This is a genomic window from Burkholderia sp. Ac-20353 (genome assembly GCF_017104785.1).
In the GTDB taxonomy this organism is placed as follows: Bacteria; Pseudomonadota; Gammaproteobacteria; order Burkholderiales; family Burkholderiaceae; genus Burkholderia.
On the sequence record NZ_JAAGPL010000020.1, the window covers coordinates 43,596 to 56,994 of the forward strand.

Sequence of the window (13,399 nt, forward strand, 5' to 3'; positions counted from 1 at the left end):
AGTACCGGTCGTTACAGAATCAGGCCAAAAAAAGTGCATGCGACATGCATGCACGTGCTCGAACGTCTTCAATCTCGATCGAGATTCAGGAAAAGCAGTCGCAATGCATCATCGAGTCGCTCATTGTCGTAACCGGCTCGTACCATCACCTGCAGCCCCGGAAACGCGACAACCATGAGCCTGGCCACGTCCCGCGCAGGCCTCGCGCAGCTCACCGAGCCGTCTCCGCGACCGCGCTCGATCGTACGTGTCAAGGCATCCTCAATATATTGAAAGTCGCCCTGCACCCGCTCTCGAACCTCCGGGTCGTGCGGCGCCATTTCAACCGCCTGATTGATGCTCATGCATCCGTTCGAGAACGTCGGCGCATGAGCATCCCTGACGATCATGCGGAAAAATGTCTCGATCGCGTCGCGAGCGGGCCCGTGATCGAGGATCTCGTGCATGTCGCGAGCGCGATCGCGCCGGTACGCGTCGAATGCCGCGAGAAAAAGCTCGCGCTTTCCGCCAAATGCTCCGTAAAGGCTGCTCTTGCCGAGCCCTGTCGCGTCAACCAGATCGACAACGGAAGTGCCTTCGTAGCCGTTGCGCCAGAACACTTCCATCGCCTTGTGCAAAACCTCTGCGGCATCGAATTCCCGCGGCCGCGCCATCATCGCCCTCCACCAAGCCCTATCACCGGTTGGCGGCGATTATGAAACGATCGGTACGAAACGTCAACCGGGCTTCGCGTGGCTCGGGTGGTCAGGCCCTCTGCAGGATGTCGATCGCCTTGTCGGCATCGCCCAGCGAGTCGACCGCAAGATACGCAACGAACTGCGAGCCGAGCACGGCGGCCGATACGCCGCGCAGATTGATCCCGCCGTCACCGAGCATCGCGGTCAATTGCGCGATGACGCCCATTTGATCCAGACCCATTACGCGGACGGAGTGAAGGCTCGGGGTCACGTTGAACCCCACCTGCGTGGCCGCGCGGATCACCGCGTCGCCCTGCAGCGGCGCGACGAACACGATCCCCTTGCCCGGCGCGTCCGACGTGCGGCGCGCAACGACGAACTGCAGGTCCGCGCCCGCATCCCGCAACGCGCCCAACACGTTCGCGAGGCCGCCCGGTTTGTCTTCGATGGTGGCAGCCCAGACATCGACACGTTCTACGCTCAGTTCCATGGCAGTCCCTCCCGCCTGTCTCACCTCGATAAAAAAAATCTACTTCACGGGGAGCACGCGGGCAAGGCGGGCAGCGTACGTCACGCGCCGCGCGTTCGAATCCGCACTTGCCCATCCCCGCCCGCTCACGCACAATTCCAGCACCTGCTTCCCGTTCCCGCTTCGCCGATGACCTATGCGTCGCTCGCCACCGGCGTCCTCCTTGCCGCCGGCCTCGGTCAGCGCTTCGATCCCAGCGGCCTGCACAGCAAGCTGCTCGCACTGCTTCCCGACGGTACACCGGTCGCGGTCGCGGCCGCCCGCCGGCTCGCGCTGGCTACCGCGGACGTAATCGCCGTCGTGCGCCCCGGCGCCGAGAAACTCGCGATTCTTCTGAACGAAGCGGGCTGCAAGGTGATCTTCGCAGCCGACGCCGAGCGCGGGATGGGTGCGAGCCTCGCCGCCGGCGTGCGCGCAAGTCCCGACGCGACCGGCTGGCTCGTCGCGCTCGGCGACATGCCGTGGATCACGCCCGCCACCTATGAAGCCGTTACGCGCGCGCTCGACGCCGACGACGCATCGATCGTCGCGCCTGCCCATCGCGGAATGCGCGGCCATCCGGTCGGATTCGGGGCGCGCCATTACGACGCGCTCGCCGCGCTCGACGGCGATACGGGCGCCCGTGTGCTGTTCGCGCGCGAGCCCGTGACGCTGCTCGACGTCGACGATCCGGGCATCCTGCGCGACGTCGACACGCCCGGCGACCTCGCGCGCGGGCGCGGCGAATCCTGAGCGAACGCCGGTCGAAACCCGGTGCAAACCCACGCCCGATTGCCTATAACGGAGACGAGGCGCCGGCGCCTCGGTGCCGCCATCACGATCTGCGAGGGCTCCATGACCGATCACACGACTCCACTGCCCGAGCCCCCGGCAGACCCGACCCGCGATCCGGAAGGCGACCCGCTCGTGCCGCCGTCGCCCGGACATCACGAGAATCCGCAGCAGCCTGAAGGACCGCCCAGCAAGGACCCGGTCTAGACGTCGTCGAATCGTCGCGCTGCACGCGTCGCCGCCCGCACCGGCCTGGTGCGGGGTGGCGTAATTCGCTCGCTTCGGCCGCGAACCTTGCGCGCAGTGACCGACGCACGGCCATCCGTCCTGCACAAACCTCTCGCGCTCGCTGTCTCCTAGGGATTCCCCCCCTAAACCCTGCGGCCTCGCGTGCCGTCAACCAGTGATCCCGTCACGCCGCAAGCGGCGCGTTTCCCCGATCGACCGACCACACACCATGCGCAATCTCACCCTGAACCAGAAACTCGCTTCGATGATCGTCATCCTGTGGCTTGGCCTGCTGGTGATCGCCGGACTCGGCGCGTGGCAGACGCGCACGTCGATGATCGAGGATCGCCGCGAACAGCTCGCGTCGCTGGTCGCGCAGGCGACGAGCGTCACCGACCACTACTACAAGCTGTCGCAGCAGAACGCGATGCCGGAAGCCGACGCGAAGCAGCGGGCGCTCGACGCGATCGCCGCGATGCGCTACGGCACCGATGGCTACATCTCGATCAACGATTCGAAGCCGGTGATCGTGATGCATCCGATCAAGAGCGAACTCAACGGCAAGGACGTGTCGGGCCTCGCCGATCCGACCGGCAAGCACCTGTTCGTCGAGATCGTGAAAGCCGCCAACGGGGAAGGCGGCAAGGGCTTCGTCACGTACCTGTGGCCGAAGCCGGGTGCGGACAAGCCGCAGGACAAGACCAGTGCCGTGCAGCGCTTCGCGCCGTGGGACTGGTATCTGGTGACGGGCATGTACATGAACGACGTACACGCAGCCGTGCTCGCGAGTGTCGGCCGCTGGCTCGCGATGACGACCGTGCTCGGCGCGATCGCGACGCTCGTGATGGTGCTCGTGCTGCGCAGCGTGCGCGCGAACCTCGGCGGCGAGCTCGAGACCGCGCTCGACGCCGCGCAGCGGATCGCGCAAGGCGACCTGACCGCGCGCGTCGACGTGAAGCAGAACGATCGCGGCAGCCTGCTGCATGCGCTGCATACGATGCAGGGTGGGCTGATCGACATGGTGTCGCGCGTGCGCGCCGGCACCGAGAACATCAACGTCGGCGCGAGCGAGATCGCCGCGGGCAACACGGACCTGTCGCAACGCACCGAGGAGCAGGCGGCCGCGCTCGTGCAGACCGCGTCGAGCATGGACCAGATGACCGCGAACGTGAAGCAGAACGCGGACAGCGCCACGCAGGCGGCAACGCTCGCCGACCAGGCCGCGCAGGTCGCGACGCGCGGCAGCGCAGTTGTCGACGACGTCGTGCGCACGATGGCCGAGATCACCGACAGCTCGCACAAGATCGGCGACATCATCGGCGTGATCGACGGCATCGCGTTCCAGACCAACATCCTCGCGCTGAACGCGGCCGTCGAAGCGGCGCGAGCGGGCGAACAAGGCCGCGGCTTCGCGGTCGTCGCGGCCGAGGTGCGCTCGCTCGCGCAGCGCTCGGCGACGGCGGCAAAGGAAATCAAGTCGCTGATCGTATCGTCGAACGAAACCGTCGAGCACGGCGCCACGCTCGTCACGCACGCGGGCCAGACGATGGCCGAGATCGTGCAGTCGGTGCGGCGCGTGAACGAGATCCTCGACGAGATCAGCCACGCGTCGCGCGAGCAGAGCACGGGGATCGAGCAGGTCAACCGCGCGGTCGGCGAAATGGATCAGGTGACACAGCAGAATGCGGCACTCGTCGAGCAGGCCGCCGCCGCCGCACATTCGCTGCGCGACCAGGCGGAAGCGCTGCGCGATGCGGTCACGCGGTTTGCACTGCCGGCCTGAGCGGGTAGCGACGCACGATCCGTCTCACGAATGCCCGTCGCCGCACGCGAGCGCGTCGCCATCCAGATCGAGGCTCGCCGCGCGCTGCACGAGCTCGACGTCGTTTTTCGCGCCGAGCTTCTTCATTGCGCTGATCTTCTGCGCGCTGACCGTCTGCTTGCCCTTTTTCAGCCGCTCGGCGATCCCCTTGATCGGAACGCCGGCCAGATAAAGGCGCATCACCTCGATTTCGCGCGGCGACAGCGTCACGGCGGCGGGGCTGTCACCATCGGCCGAATCGAGCATCTGCCTGACGGCCGGCGACAGGTAGCGGCCGCCGCCGAAACTCGTATGGATCGCGGTCACGATGTGGCCGATGTCGTCGTGCTTGCTGACGACGCTCGACACCCCGCTCGACAACATCGAGCGGATGATCACCGGATTCTCGTGCGTGACCAGCGCGACGAGGCCGAGGTCCGGATGACCACGCCGCAGACGTTCGAACAGCTTCAGCCAGTCCATCTGCCCGGCGTGGCGCATCGCGTGATCGACAAGCACAATATCGCATTCGATATCGTCGAGCGCCGCGATCAGCTCGTTGGTCGTCCGGTACGCGCCGACCAGTTCGATCGCGCACGCGCTTCCCGCGACGTGCTCCAGGCCGGCGAGCGTCAACGGCCAGTCATGAGCGAAGACGGTACGGACGCTAAATTTCCCGATACTCATTTCCACGTTTCCTGAAGGTTTCCGCATCGCGCAGATCTGCCACGATCCGGTATTGGGATCGAATTTCCTGTTCGAGCTATTTTTAGCCCGTCGGCTATTTTATGAATTCGCTGCGGAACGTGGTATCGGACGGAAACTCAATGGCCCGCCGAATGCGTCGTACAAGTTTTATTTTTGGCCCGCTTCTCGGTCGGCTTTGATCGGCTTCGTGATCGGCTTCTTGATCGGCTTCTCGGTCGGTATCGCCTGTGCCCGTCCCCGGAGGACACCGCGCAGCTTCCGAAACCGCACGACCGATCGGCGCGATGCGCAGCCCGTCAGGCCAGCGCGGGACGATGATGATGTTCGCGCAACTCGCCAGGAATCGCGCGCTTGACCAGCCCGCCGTCGTCGATCCATGCGCGCGTCCGCTGCGCGGCCAGGTCGATCAGCTGCGCGCATTGCGTGTAGTCGTAGGACGAAACGTCGAGCGGACACAGCGGCGGCACGACGTGAATCTGCGCGCGGGCTGCGTAATGTTCGAGATCGTGCACCAGTTGCCGGGCAATCACGAGGGTCAGCGCATGCGTCGCGTGGGCGATCGCGCTGCGCGGCGGCGCCCGCAGCGCGCACGCGAAGCCGGCCGGCAGCACGACGATCCGCTTGACGCCGAGCGCGACCGCCACCGAGATCGGCGTATTGTTCGCGACGCCGCCATCGACGAGTTCCACGCCGCCGATGCGCACCGGCGGAAACACGCCGGGAATCGCGGCACTGGCCTGGACCGCGTCCACGACCGGCCCGGCCGACAGCACGACTTCGGTGCCGTTCAGCATGTCGGTCGCGACGATATGGAGCGGCAGCGCGGCCTCCTCGATCCGGCGGTACGGCAGGTGTTTTTCCAGCAGCAGGCGCAGCGCGTCGCCTTCGACGAGGTGGGGCCGGTTGCGCAGGACCATCGCGAAGAAGCTGCGCATCGACAGCGGCATGATGTCCTGCCGCCGAATGCTGCGCCACAGCGTGGCGAGCATCGCGACGCCTTCCGCGTCCGGACGGCCCGCGAAATAGGCGGCGTTGATCGCCCCTGCCGACGCGCCGATCACGCAATCCGGGCGCTCGCCGCTCGCGATCAGCTCACGGAGCATGCCGACCTCGATCGCGCCCAGGCTACCGCCGCCGGCGAAAACGAACGCAGTTGACGGGATCAAGGTGGGCGGCACGATCGGCCTCCGTGATGTGGGTGCGGCGCCGGGCATCGGCGCGGTCAATTCTGATGATGGACCGGGGCGCCCCTATCAGGTCTTGATGAAAACCCTGCCGGGCGGCGCGCGACTGGCCGTCTGGCCAACGTAAACGTCGGCGCGATGCGGCGGGCGGCGCTGCGGGTAAAATTGCGGCCTTCGAATGCGATTTCCGGGCAACGCGCCGTTGACGTGCCGCGTGCGCCCTCGCCTGCTCTCTCCGACTGATCCATGACCGATTCCGACCTCCAGGCCGACGACACCACGATCCACGACGATACCCTCTGGCGCGACAACGGCTGGACCGCGCGCGTCATCAAGAACGAAGACGACGACGGCTGGGCCGTCGAGATGGTCAAGGACGGCGAGTCCGAGCCGGCGCTCGTCGGGCCCTGGACGATGGGCCGCGACAAGAAGAACCCGAAACCGCTCGATCCGAATGCGTTCCGGACCCTCGTGAAGACCGCGACCGAGGTGCTGATGCGGCACGAGCAGCAGCGACGCGCGATGCTCCACAAGGAAGTGACGGTCTGGGCCGGCGACGACGAAGTGTCGGTCACGCTCGATATCGTGCCGGACGAGTTCGAGCCGTACGCGGAACTCAAGGCGTTCGACCGTTTCGGCGACCTGCTCGGGGAAGCGAAGGTACCGGCCGGGTTCAAGCTGACCAAGGCCAGTGCCGACCGGTGGGTCGAGTCGGGGTTCGGGCGGCCCGCATAAGCGGCACGCGTCGCGCGCGGCCCGCCTGCCTACTTCGCGCATCCGCCGAGAAAAATCCGCACCGCCTGCCGTGCGATGCGGGCGCGCGCGGTCGCATTCGGGCGCCGGGCGGCGCCGAGCAGCATACGGGTGCGAATGCCGCCGAGCACCAGATAGACGAACTGCTCGGTGGCGAGCGTGACGTCGCCGATTTCCAGCCCGCCTGCATCGACCGCCGCACGAAGGTAGTCGGACAGCGGCTCCATCCCGCTCAGCGCGCCCCGTTTGCCGTAATAGCCGCGAATCAGTTCCGGAACGCGGTGCGCATCGAGCAGCAACAACCGGTACCACTCGATCATCTCGGGGCGCGTGCCCACTTCCAGCAGGTGCAGCGCAACCGTCTCGAGCACGGTGTCGGGGCGCCCCGCTTCGACCACGAGGCCGCGCAGTTCCTCGACCCACGCGCGCCGCAGCGTGTCGAGGATCGTCGCGAACAGGCCTGCCTTGCTGCCGAACCGGCTGTACAGGGTTTTCTTCGCGACGCCGGCCTCGCGCGCGATGCCGTCCAGGCTCGTCTCCCGATAGCCCGCACCCAGGAATTGCCGCGTCGCCACCTCGAGCACGCGCTGCACGCGGAGTTCCGACTCTTGCAGTGTCGGGCGGCCGCCCGCATTCGTCTTCGGAACCCGGACAGTTTGCATTCCGATCGATCCTATTGACATTCGGAGTGTGCGGTGGAAACTATACCGTTGCGTTTCCACTGTCGACGAGAGCTGACGCTTTCACGCCCGACTCCCGCCCCATGCAACGCCCAACCTACCCGACTCACGGGGGCGCGGTCAATGGTCGACTTCTTCATCGAGCGTCCGGTCTTCGCGTCGTCGATCGCCATCATCATGGTGCTCGCGGGGCTCATTGCCTGGTTCAGCCTCCCGGTCGAACGCTTCCCGCAGATCACGCCGCCGCAAGTGCTCGTCAAGTCGACCTACACGGGCGCCAGCGCGCAGGTGGTCGCGGACACCGTGACCACGCCGCTGGAAGCGCAGATCAACGGTGTCGAAGGCATGAGCTACATCTCGTCGGTCAGCGCGAACGACGGCAGCTCGACGATCACGGTCACGTTCGATGTCGGCTATGACATCAACATCGGCGCCGTCGACGTGCAGAACCGCGTGTCGCAAGCCACCGCGCAACTGCCCGGCATCGTCACGCAGACCGGCATCACGATCCAGAAGCAGAACCCGAACTTCATCCTGGCCGTGAACCTGTATTCGCCCGATCGCTCGATCGATCCGGTCACGCTCAGCAACTTCGCGTACCTGCAGGTGGTCGACGCGCTGAAGCGCCTGCCCGGCGTCAGCGACGTGACGATCTTCGGCGAGCGCCGCTATTCGATGCGCATCTGGCTCGATCCGGACAAGCTCGCCGCGCTCGGCATGACCGCGACCGACGTCCAGAACGCGATCCTCGACCAGAACGTGCAGGTCGCGGCCGGCAAGTTCGGGGAAGCACCATCGCCGCCCGGCACGACGTTCCAGTATCAGATCAACACGCAGGGCCAGCTGGCCGACGCGCGGCAATTCGGCGACATCGTGCTGCGCGCCGGCACCACGAACGACGCGGTCGTACACCTGCGCGACGTCGCGCGCACCGACCTCGGCGCGCAGCAATACACGTCGAGCGCGGCCGTGAACGAAAACCCGGCGGTGCTGCTCGCCGTGTTCCAGTTGCCGACCGCGAACGCGCTGGACCTCGACCGGCGCGTGAAGGCGACGATGCAGACGCTCGCGCGGCGCTTCCCGAAAGGGATGGCGTGGGGCATCACGTACGACACGACGATGTTCGTGTCCGCGTCGATGACCGAGGTGATGAAGACGCTCGGCTTCGCGCTGCTGCTCGTGCTCGGCGTCGTGTACCTGTTCCTGCAGAGCTGGCGGACCACGCTGATTCCGATGATCGCGATCCCGGTGGCGCTCGTCGGCACGCTGGCGATCATGCTGGTGCTCCGTTTCTCGCTGAACACGGTCAGCCTGCTCGGGATGGTGCTCGCGATCGGCCTTGTGGTCGACGACGCGATCGTCGTCGTCGAGAACGTCGAGCGCCAGCTCGAGAGCGGACTCGCGCCGATGGCGGCGGCCAAGCAGGCGATGCGCGAGGTGACGGGGCCGATCGTCGCGACGTCGGCGGTGCTCGGCGCCGTGTTCGTGCCGATCGCGTTTCTGCCGGGCATCACGGGCCGTCTGTACAACCAGTTCGCGCTGACCATCGCGATCTCCGTGATGCTGTCGGCATTCAACTCACTGACGCTCAGCCCGGCCCTCTGCGCGGTGCTGCTGCGCCACCGGGAGAAGCGCCGGTTCGTGCTGTTCCGCGCGTTCAACCGCGGCTTCGACTGGGCGCGGCAGCGCTACGCGGGCTCGGTGCGCCGGCTGATCGGCGCGCGCTGGCTCGCGCTCGCGCTGTTCGCGGGCGGACTCGCCGTCACCTACGTGCTCTATGCGACGATTCCGCATGCGTTCCTGCCCGTCGAGGATCCCGGCTATTTCTACGTGATCACCCAGTTGCCGAACGGCGCATCGCTGCAACGCACCGAAGCCGTGATCGACAAGACGCGCGCGATACTCCGCGCGACGCCGGGCGTCGCCAACGTGCTGTCGATCAGCGGCCTCAACTTCGTGACGCGCGCGACCGCGTCGAACGCCGCCGCGCAGTTCGTGATCCTGAAGCCGTGGGACGAGCGCGGCGAACGGCAGCGCGTCGCGAACCTGATCGCGGCCGTGCAGCCGAAGCTTGCGCGGATTCCCGAAGCCGTGTCGCTCGCGTTGAATCCGCCGACGATTTCCGGGCTGGGCACGTTCGGCGGCTTCGACTTCGAGATCGAGGACCTGACGGGCCGCGGCAGCGTCGCGCTCGACGACGCCACGCGCGCGTTTCTCGCGGAGGCGCGCCGCCAGCCGGAACTCGACGCGCGCACGCTGCTGACCAGCTTCAACACGTCGACGCCGCAGTTCGACTTCCGTCTCGACCGCGACAAGGCGAAGCTGCTCGGCCTGAACGTGAACGACGTGTTCCGGACGATGCAGATCTACCTCGGCTCGCTGTTCGTCAACAACGTCACGCTGTTCGGCCGCAATTTCGAAGTCGTCGTGCAGGCGGACAGCCACGCGCGAGGCAGCCGGAACGACCTGTCGCGCCTCTATGTGCGCAATGCCGCGGGCGGCATGGTGCCGCTCGCGACCCTCGGGCAGCTCCGGTCGATGGTCGGCCCGGAGACAGTCCCGCGCTACAACGTGTATGGCGCGGCCGAGATCACCGGCAGTGCGGCGCCCGGCTACAGTTCCGGCCAGGCGATCGCCGCGATGGAGCGCGCCGCGCGCGTGCTGCCCGCGGATTTCGGCTTCGACTGGACCGGCATCACGTACCAGGAGCTGAAGGCCGGCTCGGTCGCCGGCATCGTGTTCGCGCTCGCGATCGTGTTCGTGTTCCTGTTCCTCGCCGCGCAGTACGAAAGCTGGACGCTGCCGTTCACGATCATCCTCACGGTGCCGCTCGCGCTGTTCGGCGCGCTGGGGCTGCTGTGGCTGCGCCGGATGCAGGTCGACATCTATGCGCAGATCGGCTTCGTGCTGCTGATCGGGCTGGCCGCGAAGAACGCGATCCTGATCGTCGAATTCGCGAAGCGCCGCCGCGAGGCGGGCCTCGCGATCGTCGACGCGGTGACCGAGGCCGCCCGGCTGCGGCTGCGTCCGATCCTGATGACGGCCTTCGCGTTCATCTTCGGCGCGGTCCCGCTGATGGTCGCGACAGGCGCCGGCGCCGCGAGCCGGCAATCGATCGGCACCACCGTGGTGGGCGGCATGCTCGCGGCCACGCTGCTGTCCCTCGGGTTCGTGCCGATCTTCTATGCGGTGATCGAACGACTGCGCGAAGCGATGCGCGAACGCGTCGGACGCGCGCATCGCATCCGGCCGCCGCCCGCGGAATGACGCAAGCGCGAGGCCATGATGAAGATCAGCCGATCCACCATCATTGCTGCCGCGATCGCGGTTGCGATTGCGCTGTGCGTGCCGCTGCTCGTCACGCGCGGCGCGCATCGCGCTGCCGGCGATCCGCCCCCTTCCCGACCCGCCGCCGTGCTCGATGTGCCGGTGACGCAGGTCGTCGCGCGCACGGTGCCCGTCTATCTCGAGTATGTCGGCACGACCGACGCGATCCGCACCGTCACGCTCCAGGCGCAGGTGACGGGCTATCTGCTGAAGCAGGCGGTGCCCGACGGCGCCGACGTGCCCGCCAACGCGCTGCTGTACCAGATCGATCCGCGCAGCTATCAGGCGACGCTCGACGCGGCGAACGCGCAGGCCGACAAGGATGCGGCCGCACTCGACTACGCGAGCGCCAGCCATCATCGCAATGCCGTGCTAAGCGAAACCGGCGACGTGTCGACCGATACGCTGCAGCAATCGGCGAGCAGCGAGCGTCAGGACCGCGCGGCCGTCGCGGCGGACCGCGCGCAGATCGAAGCCGCGCAGCTCAACCTGCACTTCACGATGATCCGCGCGCCGTTTGCCGGGCGTCTCGGCCTGAGCCTCGTTCATGAAGGCGCGCTCATCAGCATCGCGGGAACGCAGTTGAACACGCTCGTGCAGCTCGACCCGATCTATGCGACGTTCAATCCGCCGGACGCCGACCTGCCCGACATCCAGGCGCGCCAGTCGAACGGCGCGATTCCGGCGGACGTCACCGTCGGCGAGGCCCGCACGCCGCAGTATCACGGCCGGCTGACCCTGCTCGACAACAGCATCGTGCGCGGCACCGGCACGATCACCGCGCGCGCGACGATCGACAACCCCGGTCATACGCTGCTGCCGGGACAGTTCGTTCACGTGCGCCTGCATGTCGCCGACCAGCCCGGCACGCTGCTGGTGCCGCAGGTGGCTGTCGGTTCGAACCAGCTCGGCCAGTACGTGTATATCGTCGGCCCCGGCAACCGGCTCGAACAGCGCTACGTCACGCTGGGCGCCGATTACGCGCCGCTCGTCGCGTTGCGTGCGGGCGTGACCAGCGGGGAAACGGTCGTCGTCGGCAACCTGCTGAAGCTCGGACCGGGTGCGGTGGTCCGACCGACGCCGGCAGGATCGGCGCAGGTTGGCGCGATCGGTGCGACCGGCGCGCCTGCCTCACCCGCCTCACCCGCCACGCCCGCTGCTCCCGCAGCGCCCGTCGGGAGCCGTCGACCATGAGCGCCCTCCACGATCACATGCATTGCACGCGCCCCGGCTACCGAAACGGCCTCGTGTGGACCGCGCTCGCGGCCGCGCTGCTCGCAGGGTGTGCGGTCGGGCCCGACTTCGTGCGGCCGAAACCGCCTGACGTCAGTGGCTATGCGCGCGAACCGCTGCCGCAGCAGACCGCCGCGACCGATATCCACGGCGGCGAAGCGCAGCGCTTCGTGCACGGGCTCGACCTCCCGGGTGATTGGTGGACACTGTTCCGCTCGCCCGCGCTCGATGCGCTGATCGAACGCGCGCTCGCGGCCAACCCGAGCCTGCAGGCCGCCCAGGCCGCGCTGCGTGTCGCGAACGAAGCACGCCTGGCCGGCGAAGGCGCGCTCTTTCCGACGGTGAGCGCCGGCGCGTCGCTCACGCGCGAACGGACGTCGGGCGCATCGCTCGGCACCGGCAACACGACCCCGGTCTTCACGCTCAAGACCGCGTCCGTGAACGTCACCTACCTGCTCGACATCTGGGGCGGCACGCGCCGGCAGGTCGAAGCGCTGACCGCGCAGACCGAATACCAGCACTTCGTGCTCGAGGCCAGCTATCTGACGCTGATCTCGAACGTCGCCCTGACGGCAATGCAGGACGCGTCGTTGCGTGCACAGATCGCCGCCACGCAACAGATCGTCGACATCGAAACGCAACAGCTCGACGGGCTGAACCGCGAATTCGCGAACGGCGCCGCGGCCAACACGGCCGTGCTCGCGCAGGCGGCCGCGCTGGCCCAGGCCCGCGCCGCGCTGCCACCGCTCGACAAGCAGCTTGCGCAGACGCGCAACCAGCTCGCCGCCTATCTCGGCCGCTTCCCGAGCGACGCGCCGACGGACACGTTCGATCTCGAAACGCTGCAGTTGCCCGATACGTTACCCGTCAGCCTGCCGTCGCAGCTCGTCGAGCAGCGGCCCGACATTCGCGCGGCGCAAGCGCTGCTGCATGCGGCGAGCGCCGAGATCGGCGTCGCGACTGCCAACATGCTGCCGCAGCTGACGCTCAGCGCCGCGTACGGCAGCGCGACCGTCCACGCGTTGTTCGGGCCGGGCACGGCAATCTGGAACGTCGGCGCGGGGCTCGCGCAGCCGCTGTTCGAAGGCGGCACGCTGCTGCACCGTCGGCGGGCTGCACTCGCCGCTTACGACGAAGCTGCCGCGCAGTATCGCAGCACGGTCATCGCCGCATTCCAGAACGTCGCCGACGCCTTGCGCGCGCTGCAATCGGACGCGAACGCGGTCAACGCGACCGTCGCCGCCGAACGCGCGGCCGCGGACAGCCTCGCCGCGTCGCAGCGCCAGTTCCGCGTCGGCCAGATCAGCCATCTCGCACTGCTCGACGCGGAGCGAACCTACCAGCAGGCGCGCATCGGCGAAATCCAGGCGCGGGTCGCACGGTATTCGGATGTGGTCGCGCTGTTCCAGGCGCTGGGCGGAGGATGGTGGAACCGTGCCGACGTGCGGGACGATGGCGGCAATGCGGTCGTTCGCTAGCAAATTCGATGCCCTCGGCATCCGCTTTGC

Annotated in this window: 12 protein-coding genes; 7 read left to right on the forward strand and 5 right to left on the reverse strand. The window is 67.5% G+C overall.

The genetic code is table 11. From position 1 onward, the window contains the following. Positions 1 to 68: 68 nt before the first annotated feature. A complete protein-coding gene (locus G3N94_RS09885) occupies positions 69 to 656 on the reverse strand; it encodes a TetR/AcrR family transcriptional regulator (protein ID WP_241021726.1) in 588 nt (195 codons plus the stop codon). A gap of 88 nt (positions 657 to 744) precedes the next feature. Continuing rightward, a complete protein-coding gene (locus G3N94_RS09890; RefSeq protein ID WP_205792194.1) occupies positions 745 to 1,167 on the reverse strand; it encodes an ACT domain-containing protein in 423 nt (140 codons plus the stop codon). Positions 1,168 to 1,335: 168 nt separating this feature from the next. Here G3N94_RS09890 and G3N94_RS09895 point away from each other — a divergent pair, with 168 nt between their 5' ends. Together G3N94_RS09895 and G3N94_RS09900 are read left to right on the forward strand one after the other, a co-directional pair. Next, positions 1,336 to 1,938 carry a nucleotidyltransferase family protein gene (locus G3N94_RS09895; protein ID WP_205792195.1) on the forward strand — a complete coding sequence of 201 codons (603 nt, stop codon included), beginning with the start codon at positions 1,336 to 1,338 and terminating at the stop codon, positions 1,936 to 1,938. Between the two features lie 496 nt (positions 1,939 to 2,434). Continuing rightward, on the forward strand, positions 2,435 to 3,988 hold the full coding sequence (locus tag G3N94_RS09900; protein ID WP_205792196.1) for a methyl-accepting chemotaxis protein: 1,554 nt from the start codon (positions 2,435 to 2,437) through the stop codon (positions 3,986 to 3,988). A gap of 24 nt (positions 3,989 to 4,012) precedes the next feature. On the opposite strand, the gene G3N94_RS09905 is transcribed toward G3N94_RS09900, so the two are convergent. Then, positions 4,013 to 4,687 carry a response regulator transcription factor gene (locus tag G3N94_RS09905; RefSeq protein ID WP_205792224.1) on the reverse strand — a complete coding sequence of 225 codons (675 nt, stop codon included), beginning with the start codon at positions 4,685 to 4,687 and terminating at the stop codon, positions 4,013 to 4,015. Between the two features lie 323 nt (positions 4,688 to 5,010). Beyond that, positions 5,011 to 5,817: a patatin-like phospholipase family protein gene (locus G3N94_RS09910; protein ID WP_241021728.1), complete on the reverse strand. Its 807-nt coding sequence runs from the start codon at positions 5,815 to 5,817 to the stop codon at positions 5,011 to 5,013. On the opposite strand from G3N94_RS09910, the gene G3N94_RS42305 reads away from it, so the two are divergent. Further along, entirely contained in the window at positions 5,816 to 6,025 is a 210-nt protein-coding gene (locus G3N94_RS42305; protein ID WP_241021729.1) for a hypothetical protein, read from the forward strand. The two genes, G3N94_RS09910 and G3N94_RS42305, sit on opposite strands and share 2 nt — an antisense overlap. Positions 6,026 to 6,144: 119 nt before the next feature. Continuing rightward, complete coding sequence (locus G3N94_RS09915) at positions 6,145 to 6,633, forward strand: hypothetical protein (protein WP_205792198.1); 489 nt, start codon at positions 6,145 to 6,147, stop codon at positions 6,631 to 6,633. 29 nt (positions 6,634 to 6,662) lie between these two features. On the opposite strand, the gene G3N94_RS09920 is transcribed toward G3N94_RS09915, so the two are convergent. Then, positions 6,663 to 7,313, reverse strand: coding sequence for a TetR/AcrR family transcriptional regulator (locus G3N94_RS09920; protein WP_241021730.1), 651 nt, complete (start codon positions 7,311 to 7,313; stop codon positions 6,663 to 6,665). A gap of 141 nt (positions 7,314 to 7,454) precedes the next feature. Between G3N94_RS09920 and G3N94_RS09925 the strand changes: the two genes are divergently transcribed. The 3 genes from G3N94_RS09925 to G3N94_RS09935 are packed head-to-tail and all read left to right on the forward strand — an operon-like array spanning position 7,455 to position 13,369. Then, positions 7,455 to 10,598, forward strand: coding sequence for a multidrug efflux RND transporter permease subunit (locus G3N94_RS09925; RefSeq protein WP_205792200.1), 3,144 nt, complete (start codon positions 7,455 to 7,457; stop codon positions 10,596 to 10,598). Positions 10,599 to 10,613: 15 nt separating this feature from the next. Next, positions 10,614 to 11,852: an efflux RND transporter periplasmic adaptor subunit gene (locus G3N94_RS09930; RefSeq protein WP_205792201.1), complete on the forward strand. Its 1,239-nt coding sequence runs from the start codon at positions 10,614 to 10,616 to the stop codon at positions 11,850 to 11,852. Further along, positions 11,849 to 13,369, forward strand: coding sequence for an efflux transporter outer membrane subunit (locus G3N94_RS09935; RefSeq protein ID WP_241021731.1), 1,521 nt, complete (start codon positions 11,849 to 11,851; stop codon positions 13,367 to 13,369). The genes G3N94_RS09930 and G3N94_RS09935 overlap by 4 nt, the downstream gene beginning before the upstream one ends. Positions 13,370 to 13,399: the final 30 nt, after the last annotated feature.